Genomic DNA, 17201 nt, shown 5'->3' on the forward strand with positions numbered 1-17201 from the left:
CGTGTGCCGGCCCGCACCTTCCCGACACCACAGGAGCCGTCATGAGCAGCATCGCAGCAGTCCCCGGCGCAGGCGTGGCCGCCGATGCCCCCAATACCCGCTTCATCGTGCTGATCAGCCTGGTCGCCACCCTCGGCGGCTTCCTGTTCGGCTTCGACAGCGGTGTGATCAACGGCACCGTCGACGGCCTGCGGCTGGCGTTCGGATCCGACTCGATGGGCACCGGCTTCAACGTCGCCTCGATGCTGCTCGGCTGCGCCGTCGGCGCGTTCTTCGCAGGGCGTCTGGCCGACCGGTTCGGCCGCCGCACGCTGCTGATCGTCGCGGCGGTGCTGTTCCTGGTCTCGGCCTGGGGTTCGGGCGTGGCGGGCAGCTCGCTCGAGTTCGTGTTCTACCGCGTGCTCGGCGGCCTGGCGGTGGGTGCGGCGAGCGTGATGGCGCCGGCCTACATCGCCGAGGTGTCGGCGGCGCACTACCGCGGTCGCCTGGCCACGGTGCAGCAGATCGCGATCATCTGCGGGCTGTTCGCCGCATTCCTCAGCAACTACCTGTTGGCGCGCTTCGCCGGCGCCTCGATCGAGCCGCTGTGGCTGGGCTTCCAGGCCTGGCGCTGGATGTTCTGGATCGAGATCCTGCCGGCCGCGGTGTTCCTGGGGGCGCTGCTGTTCATCCCCGAGAGCCCGCGCTTCCTGGTGGCGAGCGGGCGCCGCGAGCGCGCCCTGGCGGTGCTGACGCGGCTCTACGGGCCGAACACCGGGCCGGTCAAGCTGGCGGAGATCGACGGCTCGCTGGCCGCCGACCATCACCGGCCGCGGCTGTCCGACCTGATCAGCAAGGTCACCGGCAAGGTGCGGCCGATCGTCTGGGTGGGCATCGGGCTGGCCACGTTCCAGCAGCTGGTCGGCATCAACGTGGTGTTCTACTACGGCGCGGTGCTGTGGCAGGCGGTGGGCTTCTCCGAGAACGACGCGCTGCTGATCAACGTGCTGTCCGGCGCGCTCAGCATCGGCGCCTGCGTGGTCACCGTATTGCTGATCGACCGCATCGGGCGCAAGCCGCTGCTGTGGACCGGATCGCTGGGCATGGCCATCTCCCTGGCGCTGGTGACGGTCGCCTTCGCCACCGGCACGCTCGACGCCGACGGCCGGCTGGTGCTTTCCGACTCGATGGGCGTGCTGGCGCTGGTGGCGGCCAACGTCTACGTGATCTTCTTCAACATGTCCTGGGGCCCGGTGATGTGGGTGATGCTGGGCGAGATGTTCCCCAACCAGATCCGCGGCTCGGGGCTGGCGGTGGCGGGGCTGTTCCAGTGGGGCTCCAACTTCGCGATCACCATGACCTTCCCGGTGATGCTGGCGGGGATCGGGCTGGCGGCCACCTACGGCTTCTACGCGCTGGCGGCCTTCATCTCGATCTTCTTCGTGCTCCGCTTCGTCCACGAGACCCGCGGCCGCGAGCTGGAGCAGATGGAGGGCTGATCCGCCGGGGTCGCGACCGCGACCCCGGAGAACAGGCCGCGAGCCGCCCACTCTCGTAGAGCGGAGCTTGCTCCGCTGCTCCCGGCTCCGGAGCCCGCGCGCCAGCCGAGCAAGCTCGGCTCTACGGGCCTCCGGAATCCACGCCGCGCGCCGTGTCGCCCCTTCGTAGAGCGGAGCTTGCTCCGCTGCTCCCGGCTCCGGAGCCCGCGCGTCAGCCGAGCAAGCTCGGCTCTACGGGCCTCCGGAATCCACTCCGCGAGCCGTGTCGCCCCTTCGTAGAGCGGAGCTTGCTCCGCTGCTCCCGGCTCCGGAGCCCGCGCGCCAGCCGAGCAAGCTCGGCTCTACGGGCCTCCGGAATCCACGCCGCGCGCCGTGTCGCCCCTTCGTAGAGCGGAGCTTGCTCCGCTGCTCCCGGCTCCGGAGCCCGCGCGCCAGCCGAGCAAGCTCGGCGCTACGGGAACCGGCCCGCGCCCCTACCAGAACGCCGCGTACAGCGCGGTGGTGATGGCGACGACGCCCAACGCGCCGAGGTTGAAGGTGGCGTTGGTGCGATAGCGCACATCGTCGGTGCGGATGAAGTCCTTCGCCCCGGCGCGCGCCGTGAACAGCGACACCGCCACCGCCAGCGCGGCCGCGAGCAGGAATACCAGCCCCACCCGGTCGATGAACGGCAGCGCCGGCCATGCCAGCTTCAGCACCACCGACAGCACGAACGAGCCGATCGCCGCCGCCAGCGCGCCGGCCTCGTTGGCGCGCTTCCAGAACAGCCCGAGCAGGAAGATCACCACGATGCCCGGGGTGAAGAACCCGGTGTATTCCTGGATGTACTGGAACGCCTGGTCGAAGCTGCCCAGCAGCGGCCGCGCCGCCAGCGCCGCCAGCACCATCGCCACCACGGCGGCGATGCGGCCGACGCGCACCATCTGCCGCTGGCTGTGCTCGCGCCCCAGCCGGGTGTAGAAGTCCAGGGTGAAGATGGTCGAGATCGAGTTGGTCATCGATGCCAGCGACGACACGATGGCCGCGATCAGCGCCGCGAACACCAGCCCCAGCACCCCGGCCGGCAGCAGCGCCATCATCGCCGGGTAGGCCGCGTCCGGGCGCTCGAGGTCCGGCGCCAGCAGCACCGCCGCCAGGCCCGGCAGCACCACGATCACCGGCATCAGCAGCTTCAGGAAGGCGGCGAACAGCACGCCCTTCTGCGCCTCGCCGAGGCTCTTGGCGGCCAGCGCGCGCTGGATGATGTACTGGTTGAAACCCCAGTAGCTGACGTTCATCACCCACATGCCGCCGAGCAGCACGCTCAGGCCCGGCAGATCCTTGTAGAACGGGTGGTCCGGCGACAGGATCATGTGGAAGTGCCCCGGCACCTCGGTACGCAGGCGCTCGAACCCGGCCAGCACCCCGGCGCCGTCGGAGATCCGGTCCATCGCGATCCCGACCAGCAGCAGTCCGCCCAGCACCAGCAGCGTGACCTGCACCACGTCGGTCAGCGCCACCGCCTTCAGTCCGCCGTAGATCTGGTACGCCAGCGCGAACGCCGCCAGAGCCAGCAGCGCCGTGGTCTGCTCGATGCCGGACACGTAGGAGATCGCCAGCGACCCCAGCCACAGGATCGAGGTCAGGTTGACGAACACGTACAGGCCCAGCCAGAACACCGCCATCAGGGTGCGGATGCGGCCGCCGTAGCGCCGCTCCAGGAACTGCGGCATCGTGTAGATCTCGTTGCGCAGGAAGATCGGCAGGAAGTACTTGGCGACGATCAGCAGGGTCACCGCCGCCATCCATTCGTAGGAGGCGATCGCCAGGCCGATCGCGAACCCCGATCCCGACATGCCGATGATCTGCTCGGCGGAGATGTTGGCGGCGATCAGCGAGGCGCCGATCGCCCACCACGGCAGCGCCTTGCCGGCGAGGAAATAGTCCTGCGCGGACTTGTGGTGCCCGGCCCGTTCCCGCGACACCCACTGGGCCAGGACGAAGAGGCCGGCGAGGTAGGCCAGCACGATGCCGGCATCGAGGGTGGAAAGGGTCATCGCTCGTCTCCGGATCGTGGACGTTGGGGTGTTGCCGGCACGTCGGGGCGGGGCGCCGGGCAGTAGGTGTCGAGATAGGCCCGGTGGGCCGGCAGCTGTGCGAGGGTGCGGTCGACCCCGGCGCGGATGTCGCCGAGGAAGCGCGACAGCTCCTCGTCGCCCATCAGGTCGGCGGCCGGGTGGTGGCGGTGCGGCATCACCCCCTGGCCGAGCATCACCTGGATCCAGGAGTTTTCGCCGAACAGCTCGCCGGGCACGTGGAACACCTTGCCGGTCTCACGGAACAGCTCGATGCGCTGACGCAGCGAGGCGGGGATCTCCATCAGCCGGCATGCATCCCAGTACGGGGTGTCGCGACGCTCGGTGAGGTGGAAATGCATCACCACGAAGTCGCGCACGTGCTCGACCTCGGCGTCGACCTGGCGGTTGTACGCGTCGATGTCCTCTTGCGCGACCACCGCCGGGAAGCAGCGCAGCAGGTGCATGATGCCGCGCTGGATCAGGTGGATGGTGGTCGACTCCAGCGGCTCGATGAAACTGCCGGCCAGCCCCAGCGCCACGCAGTTGCGGTGCCAGCACCGGATCCGCCTGCCCGGGCGGAAACGCAGGTGCCAGGGTTGCGCGACCAGCTCTCCCTCCAGGCTCGATGTGAACGCCTCCAGCGCCTGGGTCTGGTCCATGTACTGGCTGGAGTAGACGATGCCGTTGCCGACCCGGTGCTGCAGCGGGATCCGCCATTGCCAGCCGGCCTCGCCGGCGATCGCACGGGTGTAGGGCACCGCGTCGCGCACGGCGGTGGTCTGCGCGGCGTAGGCGCTGTCGTTGAACAGCCAGTGCGACCAGTCCTCGAAGCCGACCCGCAGCGCCTGGCCGATCAGCAGCGCGCGGAAGCCCGTGCAGTCGAGGAACAGGTCGCCCGCCAGTTCGCTGCCGTCCTCCAGCACCAGGCTGGCGATGTCGCCGGAGTCCGGATCGGTGCGCACGCGCGCGATCTTTCCCTCGATCCGCTTGACGCCGTAGCCCTCGGCGAAGGTGCGCAGGAACCGTGCGTAGCCGGCGGCGTCCATGTGGTAGGCGTAGTTGATGCCGTTGCGCGGCAGGTGCGCGAAACGCTCCTGCTCGGCCGCGCGCGACTCCAGGCAATAGGCTTCGTAGCCCTCCGCCAGGCCGCGTTCGCGCCCGCGAAGCCAGAAATGCTGGAATCCCGCGCTCCAGTGGTCCTGCCCCGTGGTACCGAACGAGTGGATGTAGCGATGGTCGCGTTCGCGCCATCCTTCGAACGAGATCCCCAGCTTGATCGTGCCCTGCGCCGCGGTCATGAACTCCTGTTCGGAGATCCCGAGCAGGCGATGGAAAGTGACCAGGGTCGGGATGGTGGCCTCGCCGACACCGACGGTGCCGATCTGCTCGGACTCGACCAGGTGGATCTCCAGGCCCTTGCCGAGCGTGCGCGACAGCGCCGCCGCCGCCATCCAGCCGGCGGTGCCGCCGCCGGCGATGACCACGCGCCTGACCGGCGCACGCCCGGCCTGCGTCGAAACCGATTCTTCCACGCCATTCCCCCTAGCGATTGAGGCGTTGCAGCAGGCGCGCCCGCAACTCGCGCGCGCGGGTGTCGTCCAGCGGCGCCAGCACCCGGCGCGCGGCTTCCGGGATGTGGCCGTCGGTGGCCTCGCCCGGTTCGAACACGTAGTGGCGGAAGACCTCCTGCCAGGTCGCGCGCTCCTGCGGCGGAAGATCGCGCACGCTCATGAGCGCCAGCATCAGCGCGTTCATCGGCGTATCCATCCACGCCGGCGAGCGCCGCCACCAGTAGTTGACCAGCACGTTGAAGCCATCCAGCGCCTCCATGTGGTGCCACCACATCGAGGGGATCAGTACCGCGTCGCCCGGGCCCAGCTCGGCCGTGCGCGCGTGCCCGAGCGCCTCGGCGAAGCGCGGAAACCTGTCCAGGTCGGGCGCGGCGAAATCGACCAGGCTCACCGGCTGACCGGCGAGGGTGAAATCCAGCGGGCCGATGTACAGGTTGCGCAACTGGTCGGGCGGGAACAGGGTGACCCGGCGACGCCCTGCGGCCACGCAGGCCAGGTTGTCCGGCAGGTCCTGGTGCGCGGCGATGCGGGTGCGGTTGCCGATCCAGATGCTGGCCAGCGGCGCGCGGTCTCCGAGGTCGATGTCGTTCTCGTCGCGCAGGCCGGGCAGCCAGGTATCGATCGTGGTCGAGGCGACATAGATCGCCGGCGGGGCGCGTTCCGGCAGGACCTCGAGCAGGGAGTCCAGCACCGCGCCCAGCGGCATTTTCTCGCGGCGGAAGTTGAAGCCCTGCAGGTCGTCGCTGTAGAAGAAGCGGCCGTCGATCTCCGGCGGACCGACCGTCGCCACCACCGGCGGCGCCGGCTTCCGCTCGAAGCGGGCCAGGTAGTCCACGGCTGCCCGCGGCGAGTCCGCCGCGGCGCGCACCAGCGGCCAGTGGCCGGCAAGGCCGCGCAGCACCACGGGCTCGAACGCGCACAGCGCCTCGTCGGGGGGCGCCCTCACCCCGCGACAGTCGATTTCCGCGATCGCGCGCTCAGCCGGGAGCATGGCGGCGGTTCAGCCGGTCGATCAGATCGCGGAAGCGCGAGACGGAGGCCACCGCCATGTAGACCGCCTCCAGGTACCCGCGGGCGTGCAACTCGCCGAGCGCGGCGCCATCCAGCCCGCGCAGGCGCTCCTCGTCGATGGTGTGGAATCCCGCCAGCCGGCTCTGCGAGCCGTCGTCCAGGCGCACATCCAGCACGAACGGCTCGAGCAGCTCCTGGCGCTGCAGAACCTCGACGAAGGCGGGCACCTCGTACAGGCCCTCGCGCAAGGCGAGCAGCACCGAGCGGACGCGCTCGAGGAACTCCGTGGTGCCCCCGTGCTCCCGGAACAGCGCTTCGCCGCCGCCGCTACGCACGCGCGGATGGTCGAGGTCGACGTGGACCATCGGCCCCTCCGGCGACTCGCCGATACGGAATGGCCCGCGCTCGATCGCCAGCGGCAGGTAGGCCGCATCCCAGCGCCCGTCCTCGAGGAACAGGTTGCCGCCGGGCTCCAGCCCGAACAGCGCGACCGGCTGGAAGGCGCCCTCCGCGGTCTTCTGGAAGACCACCGGATAGTGCGCCTGCAGCTGGCGGAACTCCCCCGGGAAGGTCGGCGCGGACATCACGGCATCGCCGAGGTCCGCGCCGCGCCGGGTCTCGACCCGCAGGTCGGCGTGGTCGATGTTGTTCAGCAGGACGCTCTGGGTCATGGCCGGGCGCGGCGCGCCTCCTTCGGGTCTCCTCAGAACTTGTACCGCATTCCGAACATGTAGCGGGGCCCGGTCTGGGTGGCGAAGCGCAGCTGGTTGGTGTGGCGGGCGTGGATGCGCTGGGTCTGGTCGGTGAGGTTGATCGCCTCGGCGTGCAGCGACAGGCGGTCGTTGACCTGATAGCTCACGTTGAGATCCAGCTGCCCGTACGACTCGGTGTAGTTCGGGTTGGGGCCCTGGCCGCCGATGCCGGACAGGAATTCGTCGCGCCAGTTGTAGGCCGCGCGCACCTGCCAGTCGTACTTGTCGTAGAACAGCACCAGGTTGGCCGAGTCGCTCAGGCCGATCATCGGGTACTGGTCGCCGAGGCTGCGATTGTCGAAGGTCAGGCCCGAGTCGACGATGGTGTAGTTCGCCATCACGCCGAAGCCGCTCTCGCCGAACATGTGCTGAAGATTGATCTCCCAGCCATCCAGCGAGTCTGAGCGCTGGTTGGCGGGCGTGTTGATGTCGAACGACGCGATCGGGTCGCCGGGCTGGCCGACGATGCTTCCGGTCAACTGGCCGGCTTCGTTGGTTCCGGTGACGGTGACGCCCGGATCGCCGGCGTGGTTGGTGAAGATGTAGTCGCGGATGCACACCATGTCCGTCGCCGGGCAGCCGGCGTCGAGCGCGTTGTTCCAGTAGGTGCCGCCGACCGGCGTGTTGAGCCCGAACGGTGTGTCCCGCACGATCGTGTCGCTGATGAAGTTGCTGATGTTCTTGCGGAAGTAGCCCGCCGAGAGGTAGCTGGCTTCGCCGTAGTACCACTCGAACGACAGGTCGAAGTTCCTCGACTTGAGCGGCGCGAGCGCAGGATTGCCCTGCGAGCCGTCGCCGCCGTCGACACGGACGACGGGGGCCAGCGTCGTGCCTCCCTGGATCTGCTGCCAACCCGGGCGGCCGATGGTCTGGCCATAGCTGGCGCGCAGCAGCATGTCCTCGCTCAAGTCGACGCGAATGTCGAGGCTGGGCAGGAAATGGTCGTACTTGCCCTCGCCGTCCACGAAGTCGCGCTCGTCGTCGTAGATGACGTAGAGCTCGTTGGCGGCATCCCAGGAAATCGCGGTGCCCACGCGCACCAGCGCCGACGATTCGACCTCGGTCTCCTCGTAGCGGACGCCGGCCGCGACATGGACGGGATGCGCCCAGTCGAACGTGTTCGTCCACTGCACGTAGGCCGCCCTGGACTTCTCGGTCGTGCGCAGGTCGTCGGTGAACTCGCTCGGCGCGCGGTAGAACGCGTCGTTGCCGGCGACCTCGGCGGCCCGCTGCCGCAGCCGCTCGAAGTCGAACACCATGAAGCGGTCGGTGAACCTGGGATCGTCGTGACCGGAGAAGGCGTCGAAGTAACGCCCCATGTTGTCCGCGTACCAGATGTCGTCGTCATAGTCGGCGGTCGAACCAACCCCGCCCCAGGTGTCGCGCTGCATCACGGCCGAAGCGGTGCGGTTGTTGACTTCGGTGGCGGAGACGCCGAAGTCGAGACCGGAATAGTTGGCGAATTCGAACCGGCCGCTGGCCTGGAACTGCTCCACGTCCGAGCGGTTGTAGCTGTTCTGGAACACCGATCCGGTGACCACGACGTGCTCCGGCCCGACCTCGGCGATGCCCGGCGGCAGCTCGACGGTCAGGATCGGCAGCTCGCCGCTGTAGTCGACGCTGGTGGTGCCGCGGATGAAGGCGGCCGCGCCGAGCACGCCCGCCGAGCCGTAGTCGCTGTCCGGGTGGGACTCCGATGTGGAGTCGTGGTAGTCGAAGGCCATCGTCAGGGCGTCGTTGACCGCCCATTCCACGTTGAAGCCGAGCGACTTCAGCTCGTTCCGCGTCGCCAGTTCCATGCCGCCCATGGACAGGTCCGCATTCGCCGCAGGAATGTCCTCGGAATACTCGATCGGGGCGGAGATCGGGCCGTCGGTCCAGGAGCTGGTGCCGGGCGCGTAGTTGAACCACACCGAGAGCTCGTTGCGCTGCTGCTGCACCTTGTTCTCGGCATAGGTGTAGTCGAGCGTGGTGGTCACGTTGTCGCTCGGCGCCCACTGCAGCGCCAGCTGGCCGTTGGTGCGCTGGCGCTGCACGCCGTTGACGCTGTAGCCGGTGTTCTGCGGGCGCCCGTAGACCGAATCCGGCCCCGGGCGGTTGGTGATCAGGTCGAAGCCGGGCTCGCCCGCCATCGGCAGCCGGTTCCAGCTGTTGGTGTCGTCGCCCTCGAACATCGCCCAGCCGTCGGCCACCGAGGCCTGGCTGTAGCCGGAGTCGCGTTCCTGGTAGCTGGCCGTCAGCGCGACGCCGAAGCGGCCGTCGGCGTAGGTGTTGCTGAAGATGCCGGACACTTCCGGGGTGAAGGAGCTGCCCGGGTAGCTGTCGGGCAGGTTGTCGGCCGAGGTGTCGTGCACGCCCTTGATGCCGACGCTGGCCTGCAGCCCGGGATTGTCCAGCGGGCGCGCGGTCAGGATGTCGATGGTCGCGCCGATGCCGCCGGTCGGGGTCCGCGCCCGGCTGGTCTTGTGGACCTGGATCTCCGAGACCGCCTCCGATGCCAGATTGGCGAAGTCGAAGGCGCGCGAATTCGAAACGCCTGCGCCGCCGGGGCCGAGGTTCGAGGCGGGCATCTGGCGGCCGTTGAGCAGCACCAGGTTGAAGTCGGGACCGACGCCACGCACGGTGACGCGCTGACCCTCGCCGCTCGAGGTGCGGTCGATCGAGACGCCGCTGATGCGCTGCAGCGACTCGGCCAGGTTGGTGTCCGGGAACTTGCCGATGTCCTCGGCGACGATGCCGTCGACGATGCCCTGCGCGTCGCGCTTGAGGTTCATCGACGAGAGCAGGCTGCCGCGGATGCCGGTGACGGTCACCGTATCGAGCGTGGTGGCGTCGCTGTCGGCGGTGGCCGGGCCGATACGGTCCTCCTCGACGGTCTGCGCGGCCAGCGGTGGTGCCAGCGCCAGCAGTAGCGCGGAAGTGAGCAGGCGCCGTTTCGGCGCCGCATGCGGCTGTTTCATGATCCTCCCTCCCCAGGGCTTCACGAATCGGATGAACGAGTTGTGTTCGGCAGCGCGGCTGCCTGCGGGCCATTGGAGGGGAAACTGACAGCGTTGTCATGCTGCAGTGCAGCGTGACCTTTCCGCAGACGGCGCTTCTCCGGCTGGCAGTGCGCGGGTGCATGTCCGCCTGGGAGGCGATCCGCGTCCCGGGTTCGGGCGCGCGCGCATTGCGCGACCCTGCGTGGCGCTGTCGGCGCCACGGACGGCGCCGGTACAATGGCGGCAATGGATGTCTCCCACCTGCTCGACGGCCTCAACGCCGCCCAGCGCGAGGCCGTGTCGGCGCAGGCCGGGCACTACCTGGTGCTGGCCGGCGCCGGATCCGGCAAGACCCGCGTACTCACCCACCGCATCGCCTGGCTCAACGAGGTGCATGGCGTACCGGTGCACGGCATCTTCGCGGTCACCTTCACCAACAAGGCGGCCGCCGAGATGCGGCACCGGGCCGGCGCGCTGCTGCAGCGGAACCGATCGGGGCCGGGCGGCCGCGGCCTGTGGATCGGCACTTTCCACGGCCTGGCGCACCGGCTGCTGCGCCTGCACTGGCAGGACGCGAAGCTCCCGGAAGGCTTTCAGATCCTCGATTCCGACGACCAGCTGCGGCTGGTCAAGCGCGTGGCCCAGCAGCTGGAACTGGAGGAGGCGCGCTTCCCGCCACGGCAGATCGCCTGGTGGATCAATGCGCAGAAGGACGAGGGCCGCCGCCCGCAGCACATCCAGTCCGGCGAGGACGAGTGGGCCGACGTGATGCGGCGCAGCTACGCGCTGTACCAGGAGCGCTGCGACCGCGCCGGGCTGGTCGACTTCGCCGAGCTGCTGCTGCGCGCGCACGAGCTGCTGCGCGACAACGCACCGCTGCTGGCGCACTACCGGCAGCGCTTCGGCCAGCTGCTGGTCGACGAGTTCCAGGACACCAACGCCATCCAGTACGCCTTCGTGCGGGTGCTGGCCGGCGACACCGGCCAGGTGTTCGTGGTCGGCGACGACGACCAGGCGATCTACGGCTGGCGCGGGGCGAAGGTCGAGAACGTGCAGCAGTTCCTGCGCGACTTTCCCGGCGCGCAGACCATCCGCCTGGAGCAGAACTACCGCTCCTCCGCCAACATTCTCGACGCCGCCAACGCGGTGATCGCCCACAATCCGGACCGGCTCGGCAAGCGGCTGTGGACCGACAGCGGCGAGGGCGAGCCGGTCGACCTGTACGCCGCCTACAACGAAGTCGACGAGGCCCGTTTCGTGGTCGAGCGGGTGGCGCAGTGGGTGCAGGGCGGCGGCAGCTACGGCGACTGCGCGGTGCTCTACCGCAGCAACGCGCAGTCGCGCGCGCTGGAGGAGCAGCTGGTGGCCGAGCAGGTCCCTTACCGGGTCTACGGCGGCGTGCGCTTCTTCGAACGCGCCGAGATCAAGGACACCCTGGCCTACCTGCGGCTGGTCGCCAACCGCGGCGACGACGCCGCCTTCGAGCGCGCGGTCAACACCCCGCCGCGCGGCATCGGCGACCGCACCCTCGACGAGGTGCGCCGCGACGCGCGCGCGGAAGGGTTGTCGCTATGGGACGCCTCGCGCCGGGTGGCGCGAGGCGTCGCGACGACCGCGCGGGCGCGCAACGCTGTGGCCGGTTTCCACGCCCTGATCGATGCGCTGGCCGGCGAGGTGGACGCGCTGCCGCTGCAGGACAAGATCGACCACGTGCTGGCCCGCTCGGGGCTGCGCGAGCACTGGTCCAAGGAGAGCCGGGCGGGGCTGGACTCGGAGTCGCGCACCGACAACCTCGACGAGCTGGTGTCGGTGGCCTCGCGCTTCGTGCACGGAGACGACGAGGAGGCCGCGGCGCTGACCGAGCTGGTCGCGTTCCTGGCCTATGCCGCGCTGGAGGCCGGCGAGGGCCAGGCCCAGGCCGGGGAGGACGGCGTGCAGCTGATGACCCTGCACAGCGCCAAGGGCCTGGAATTTCCGCTGGTGTTCCTGGCCGGGATGGAGGAGGGCCTGTTCCCCAACCAGCGCTCGGCCGACGAGCCCGGGCGCATGGAGGAGGAGCGCCGCCTGGCCTATGTCGGCATCACCCGCGCGCGGCAGAAGCTGGTGCTGAGCTACGCCGAGTCGCGGCGCCTGCACGGCCAGGACATGTACGGCGTGCCGTCGCGGTTCCTGCGCGAGATCCCGGCGCCGCTGCTGCACGAGGTGCGACCGCGGGTGCAGGTCTCGCGCCCGGCGTTCTCCGCGCCGCGGCGCAACTACGGACACGCGGCGGTGGAGGAAGGTCCCGGGCTCCGGCTCGGCCAGAACGTCACCCACGCGAAATTCGGCGGCGGGGTGGTCACCGACATCGAGGGCAGCGGCGCGCACGCGCGCGTACAGGTGAACTTCGACGAGGCCGGCAGCAAGTGGCTGGTGCTGGCCTACGCCAACCTGCAGCCGGGCTGAGGCCGCCCCCGGTCCCGGCTCAGGCGGGAGGATCCTTGGCGCGCGTCTTCGAGACCGCACTGACGATGCCGATGCCCAGCAGCACGATCACCCCGACCATGATCCAGTGCGGCGCCAGCCCGGCCAGGAATGCACCGTAGGCCAGGCCCCCGATCAGGACCAGCATTCCGAACACGTAGATCGCGAACGAGGACATGCGCCTGCTCCGAGAGGGGACGGCGCGCATCGTAGCCGCCGCCGCGTGATGGACATGCCCATTCAGCTGAACGGTGGGGGACGCGCCGGTGCCTGGGCGGCGGCTAGGTCCCCGGATCCCGGGCCTTCATTCGCGCAGCTGGAACCCCGGCGCTTCGTCGATCGATCCATCGGCCTGCAGCACCACCCAGCGTTCGCCGCTGCGATCGAACAGCACCGGCACCGGATCCTGGAACAGCGGCCGGCGCACGAAGCGCAGCGTCCAGCCGAACTGTTCCAGGGTCGGCAGCGCGGCCTGTTGCGCGGGGGTGAGGCCGGCCCGCAGCGCCGCCGTATCGGCAGCGTCCTTGCGGGCGCGGCGTTCGCGACCGGACATGGCGGGGTCTCCGCGTGCAGTGAACGTCCATTGTCCCGACACGCCGCCTGCACGAAGTGAACCCGCGCTGCACGGCACCCGCGCTTCGGTGCCCGCATCGCCACCAACACGCGCTGCGCCACCAACGCCCGCACGCCGTAGAGCGGAGCTTGCTCCGCTGCTCGGGCACCGGACAGTCGAGCCGCCGGGCAGCCGAGCAAGCTCGGCTCTACGGGTCTCGGACCGACCGCCGTCGGGGGCGTACCTCAGCCGAGTTCGCGCAGCCAGTCGCGCGGGCGCAGGTAGTCGGCCAGCCGCGCCTCGGCGCTGCCGGGTTCCGCCGCGTAGCCGTATTCCCAGCGCGCCAGCGGCGGCAGGCTCATCAGGATCGACTCGGTGCGTCCGCCCGACTGCAGGCCGAACAGGGTGCCGCGGTCCCAGACCAGGTTGAACTCGACGTAACGCCCGCGCCGGTACAGCTGGAACGCGCGCTCGCGTTCGCCGTGGGGGACGTCGCGGCGGCGCTCGACGATCGGAAGCCAGGCGTCGAGAAAACCGTCGCCGACGGCGCGCAGATAGGCGAAGTCGCGCGCGAAGTCCTCGTGCAGGTCGTCGAAGAACAGCCCGCCCACGCCGCGGGTCTCGCCGCGATGTTTCAGGAAGAAGTAGTCGTCGCACCAGCGCTTGTGCGCCTCGTAGCGCAGCTGGCCGCCGAAGGGTTCGCACAGCGCGCGGGCGGTACGGTGCCAGTGCAGCACGTCCTCGTCGAAGGGGTAGAACGGGGTCAGGTCGAAGCCGCCGCCGAACCACCATGCGACGGTCTCGCCCTCGCGCGTGGCGCGGAAATGGCGCACGTTGGCATGCGTGGTCGGCAGGTAGGGGTTGCGCGGATGGAACACCAGCGACACTCCGACCGCGCGCCAGGAGGCGCCCGCCAGCTGCGGCCGCGCGGCAGTGGCCGAAGGCGGCAGTGCGCTGCCGGAGACGTCGGAGAAGCCGATGCCGGCCTGCTCGAACACCGCGCCCTCGCGCAGCACCCGGGTGCGGCCGCCGCCGCCTTCGGCGCGGGTCCAGTCGTCTTCGGAGAAGCGCGCGCCGCCGTCGGCGGTTTCGATGGCGGTGCAGATCCGCTCCTGCAGGCCCATCAGGTACGCGCGTACGGTCTCGATATCGTCCATGCGCGCATTGTACGGGCGTGGCCGCCGCACGATGGCCGACAGGTCGCGGTCGCCGACGACCGCAGTCGCACTCCCGTAGGAGCGGCCCATGGCCGCGAAGGCCGCGGGCGGCGCCGGCCGCGTTGGCGGTGATTCCCGGTACGGCCGGCCGCGCCGGCCTTCGCGCGCATGGCGCGCTCCTACCGGTGCAGGGGAGGCCGCGGCGCCTGTGTTCCGCGGCCGTCGCGGCTATTCCTTCAGTGCGCGCTCGAACAGCTCGAAGATGCGCCGGTACTGGTCGTACCAGGAATCGGAGTGCTGGTAGGCGTGTCGCTCGAGCGGATAGCTGGCCAGTTCCCATTTGTCCTTGCGCAGTTCGATCAGGCGCTGCGCCAGCAGCACCGAGTCGCGATAGAACACGTTGTCGTCGATCATGCCGTGGGCGATCAGCAGATGATCCTGCAGGCCCTCGGCGAATTCGATCGGCGAGGAGATCCGATACGCCTCCGGGTCGAGGTCCGGAGTGTTGAGGATGTTGGCGGTATAGGTGTGGTTGTACTGGGTCCAATCGGTGACCGGCCGCAGCGCGGCGCCGGCCTTGAAGGTGCCGGGCTCGCGGAACAGCGCCATGAAGGTCAGGAAGCCGCCGTAGCTGCCGCCATAGATGCCGACCCGGTCGCGGTCGGCCTGTCTTTCGGCGACCAGCCACTCGATGCCGTCGAGGTAGTCCTCCAATTCCGGATGGCCCATCTGCCGGTAGATCGCGGTGCGCCAGTCGCGGCCGTAGCCCTGCGAGGCGCGAAAATCCAGGTCCAGCACGATGTAGCCGTTCTGCACCAGCAGGTTGTGGAACATCTGCTCCCGGAAGTAGTTGGGATAGCGGTCGCTGGCGTTCTGCAGGTAGCCGGCGCCGTGCACGAAGAGCGCCACCGGATACCTGCGTCCGGGTTCCGGCGTCGCTGGCCCGTAGTACTTGCCCCAGATGGCGCCGGCGCCGTGGCGCGAAGGGACCTGCACGGTTTCCGGCTGCAGCCAGTCGTAGCGCCGGAACTCCTCGCTGCGGGTATCGGTGAGCGCACGCATCCCGCCGCCGTCGATGCCGATCACCGCCAGCTGCGGCGGCACGTAACTTTCCGAATGGCGGACCAGCAGCCGGCCGCCGTCGGGCGACTGGACGAAATCCTCCACGCCGTCGAGCGCGGTGATCTCGCGCACCGATCCGCCGTCGGCCGGCACCGCGCAGACCTCGTAGTCGCCGGGACGCTCGCGGTTGCAGACGAACAGGAAGCCGCCGCCGTCCGCCGCCAGCACCGGCGCGGACACTTCCCAGTTCCCCGAAGTCAGGGCGCGGGTGCGTCCGCCCGCGTCCAGGTACAGGTGCGAATACCCGGTGTGCTCGGAAAGGAACCACAGCGTCCGGTTGTCCGGCATCCAGCCGAAGTCGTTGAAGCCCCAGTTGATCCAGGCCTCGTCGGAGAGGCGGTGGCGGCTGCGCAGCGCGCCGTCGGCGGGGTCGAGTGTCGCCAGCCAGCGGTCCTTGTTGTCGACCGCGTGCAGCATCAGGGCTGCGCCGCGGCTGTCGCCGCTCCAGCGCATCGCGCCCGGGCCGTCGGCCTCGATGCGCACCGCGCGCGCGCCCTTCAGCGGGTCCTTGCCGGCGGCGCGACGCAGGTGTGCGAGCGGGTCGCCGTCGATGCCCGGAAGCCGGTCGAGATCGAGCCTGCGCGGTTCGCCCGTGGTCATGTCCACCAGCCAGAACGCCTGCGGCAGCGGATCGTTGCGGCCGACCCGGGTGCGCACGTCCTCGAACTCCTCGTAGCCCGACTCGGTGATGTATTTCGGCATCCTGCCATCGGTGCCCTTGTCGGCGCCTTTCGCTTCCGTGGCTACCAGCAGCCACCGCCCGTCCGGCGACAGCGCGCTGGCGGCGATCTCCACGTCCTTGCCCAGGTACACCGGAGCTGGCGCACGCGTGGGATCCGCGCGGCGCCAGTCGCGATCCTGCAGGCGCTGCGCCTCGCGACGCTCGCGCTCGGTGCGCAGGGTCTCCACCAGCCGCAGCTGGCGCTCGCGCAGGGCGTCGGCCGCGGGCGCCTTGCCCGGATCGTCCTCGGCCTTGAGCACCGCGGCTGCGGTCACGCCCTCGCGGGGCGTCCAGCGGAACCAGCGGTCGTTGCCGATGCGCCAGACCAGGGCGCCGTCGCTGCCCCACAGCGGCGAGGCGGCGCGCTCGTCGTCGCGGCTGAGCTGGGTCAGCGCGCCGCTGCGCAGGTCGCGCACGAAGACGTTGCCGTCGCGCACGAAGGCGGCCCGCGAGCGCCCGGCGTCGTAGACCGGCTGCAGGCCGTCAAGGTCGGCGCGCGCGGCGCCATCGATCCGGCCGGTCCCACCGCCGCCGATGTCCTGGACCCAGGTGTCGCGCACGTCGCTGCCTTCGCGCTTGAGCGAGTAGTACGCGCGCTGGCCGTTCCATGCCCACCAGGCCTGTTCCACCGGCGGGCCGATCCAGTCCGGGTCGGCCATGATCCGATCCATGGTCAGCGTTTGCGCCGGTTGGGCGGCGAGCGAGGCTGCGAACAGCAGCAGGGACAGCGGCAGCAGACGGACCATGGCGCCCTCGTGGCGTGAGCAAACCGCCGCAGGGTAGCAGCCGGCCGTCGCGTCCGGCTGGGCCACAGGTCATGCCGGCGCCCGCACGGACGAGGAACCGGAGCGGGAAACGCCTGAAAAGAACAGGTCCGGGAAAGCACGGGCCGGAAAAAGAACAGGGGCGCAATGCGCCCCTGCAGACTTCCCTGTTCCCGGTTGGTCCGGATCGTCCCTGTGGCGGGCAGGTTTACCAGCTGAAACCGGTGCCCGCCGAGACCGGCTTCTCGTTTCTGCGAATTGCGCCGCCAAGCGAGACGTTCGCGCGGACGCCGATCGCGCGCTGGCAGCCCAGGACTGCTCCGTCCGAGGGCGGACGCTCTGGAGCCGGCGCTGGGCGCGCGCCTGAGGTGCCCGGCGCGCGGTCGGAATCGATGCCGTCCAGGCGCGACGCGGCTGCTTCCGCTCGGCCGTCTCGCCGAAGACTCGCTCGAATCCGACGCGCCCGGCGCGTCCACCAGTGCGAGAGGCGCCTGCTCCGCTTCGCCTCCGTGGCCGCCGCCGATGACGACGGCAGCGCGCGCTCGTCTTGCGCATCTGCCTTTCCCGGGCG

Annotated in this window: 11 protein-coding genes; 2 read left to right on the forward strand and 9 right to left on the reverse strand. The window is 70.0% G+C overall.

Annotated features, from left to right (window positions below):
* Positions 1-41 precede the first annotated feature (41 nt).
* Entirely contained in the window at positions 42-1478 is a 1437-nt protein-coding gene (locus H0E84_RS20025; protein ID WP_180680427.1) for a sugar porter family MFS transporter, read from the forward strand.
* Positions 1479-1951: 473 nt separating this feature from the next.
* Here H0E84_RS20025 and H0E84_RS20030 read toward each other — a convergent pair whose 3' ends face one another.
* Genes H0E84_RS20030 through H0E84_RS20050 form a run of 5 tightly spaced genes read right to left on the reverse strand, consistent with a single transcriptional unit; the run spans position 1952 to position 9829 of the window.
* The gene (locus H0E84_RS20030) at positions 1952-3514 is read right to left on the reverse strand and encodes a sodium:solute symporter family transporter (RefSeq protein WP_180680428.1); all 1563 of its coding nucleotides are present in this window, start codon (positions 3512-3514) and stop codon (positions 1952-1954) included.
* Positions 3511-5067: a tryptophan 7-halogenase gene (locus H0E84_RS20035; protein ID WP_180680429.1), complete on the reverse strand. Its 1557-nt coding sequence runs from the start codon at positions 5065-5067 to the stop codon at positions 3511-3513. Before H0E84_RS20035 ends, H0E84_RS20030 begins: the two co-directional genes overlap by 4 nt.
* A gap of 10 nt (positions 5068-5077) precedes the next feature.
* Positions 5078-6097 carry a cupin-like domain-containing protein gene (locus tag H0E84_RS20040; RefSeq protein WP_180680430.1) on the reverse strand — a complete coding sequence of 340 codons (1020 nt, stop codon included), beginning with the start codon at positions 6095-6097 and terminating at the stop codon, positions 5078-5080.
* Complete coding sequence (locus H0E84_RS20045) at positions 6084-6788, reverse strand: SapC family protein (protein ID WP_180680431.1); 705 nt, start codon at positions 6786-6788, stop codon at positions 6084-6086. The genes H0E84_RS20040 and H0E84_RS20045 overlap by 14 nt, the downstream gene beginning before the upstream one ends.
* A gap of 32 nt (positions 6789-6820) precedes the next feature.
* Positions 6821-9829 (reverse strand): TonB-dependent receptor, encoded by a 3009-nt coding sequence (locus H0E84_RS20050; protein WP_180680432.1) that lies wholly within the window; start codon positions 9827-9829, stop codon positions 6821-6823.
* 267 nt (positions 9830-10096) lie between these two features.
* Here H0E84_RS20050 and uvrD point away from each other — a divergent pair, with 267 nt between their 5' ends.
* Positions 10097-12295, forward strand: coding sequence for a DNA helicase II (gene uvrD / locus H0E84_RS20055; RefSeq protein WP_180680433.1), 2199 nt, complete (start codon positions 10097-10099; stop codon positions 12293-12295).
* Positions 12296-12314: 19 nt separating this feature from the next.
* Here uvrD and H0E84_RS20060 read toward each other — a convergent pair whose 3' ends face one another.
* The 4 genes from H0E84_RS20060 to H0E84_RS20075 form a co-directional block, all read right to left on the reverse strand.
* Positions 12315-12491 (reverse strand): hypothetical protein, encoded by a 177-nt coding sequence (locus H0E84_RS20060; RefSeq protein WP_180680434.1) that lies wholly within the window; start codon positions 12489-12491, stop codon positions 12315-12317.
* A gap of 126 nt (positions 12492-12617) precedes the next feature.
* Positions 12618-12866 carry a hypothetical protein gene (locus tag H0E84_RS20065; RefSeq protein WP_180680435.1) on the reverse strand — a complete coding sequence of 83 codons (249 nt, stop codon included), beginning with the start codon at positions 12864-12866 and terminating at the stop codon, positions 12618-12620.
* A 245-nt stretch (positions 12867-13111) separates the two neighbouring features.
* Positions 13112-14023, reverse strand: a complete 912-nt coding sequence (gene hemF, locus H0E84_RS20070) for an oxygen-dependent coproporphyrinogen oxidase (RefSeq protein WP_180680436.1) — start codon at positions 14021-14023, stop codon at positions 13112-13114.
* 228 nt (positions 14024-14251) lie between these two features.
* Entirely contained in the window at positions 14252-16612 is a 2361-nt protein-coding gene (locus H0E84_RS20075; protein WP_180680437.1) for a S9 family peptidase, read from the reverse strand.
* Between the last annotated feature and the right edge of the window lie 589 nt (positions 16613-17201).

It is taken from the genome of Luteimonas salinisoli, assembly GCF_013425525.1.
GTDB classification, from domain to species: domain Bacteria; phylum Pseudomonadota; class Gammaproteobacteria; order Xanthomonadales; family Xanthomonadaceae; genus Luteimonas; species Luteimonas salinisoli.

What these genes read in the sequence shown, in the direction of transcription:
- H0E84_RS20030 (WP_180680428.1), bottom strand. Translation starts at nt 3,514, where the DNA reads ATGACCCTTTCCACCCTCGATGCCGGCATCGTGCTGGCCTACCTCGCC.
- uvrD (WP_180680433.1), top strand. Translation starts at nt 10,097, where the DNA reads ATGGATGTCTCCCACCTGCTCGACGGCCTCAACGCCGCCCAGCGCGAG.
- H0E84_RS20040 (WP_180680430.1), bottom strand. Translation starts at nt 6,097, where the DNA reads ATGCTCCCGGCTGAGCGCGCGATCGCGGAAATCGACTGTCGCGGGGTG.
- hemF (WP_180680436.1), bottom strand. Translation starts at nt 14,023, where the DNA reads ATGGACGATATCGAGACCGTACGCGCGTACCTGATGGGCCTGCAGGAG.
- H0E84_RS20050 (WP_180680432.1), bottom strand. Translation starts at nt 9,829, where the DNA reads ATGAAACAGCCGCATGCGGCGCCGAAACGGCGCCTGCTCACTTCCGCG.
- H0E84_RS20045 (WP_180680431.1), bottom strand. Translation starts at nt 6,788, where the DNA reads ATGACCCAGAGCGTCCTGCTGAACAACATCGACCACGCCGACCTGCGG.
- H0E84_RS20025 (WP_180680427.1), top strand. Translation starts at nt 42, where the DNA reads ATGAGCAGCATCGCAGCAGTCCCCGGCGCAGGCGTGGCCGCCGATGCC.
- H0E84_RS20075 (WP_180680437.1), bottom strand. Translation starts at nt 16,612, where the DNA reads ATGGTCCGTCTGCTGCCGCTGTCCCTGCTGCTGTTCGCAGCCTCGCTC.
- H0E84_RS20065 (WP_180680435.1), bottom strand. Translation starts at nt 12,866, where the DNA reads ATGTCCGGTCGCGAACGCCGCGCCCGCAAGGACGCTGCCGATACGGCG.
- H0E84_RS20060 (WP_180680434.1), bottom strand. Translation starts at nt 12,491, where the DNA reads ATGTCCTCGTTCGCGATCTACGTGTTCGGAATGCTGGTCCTGATCGGG.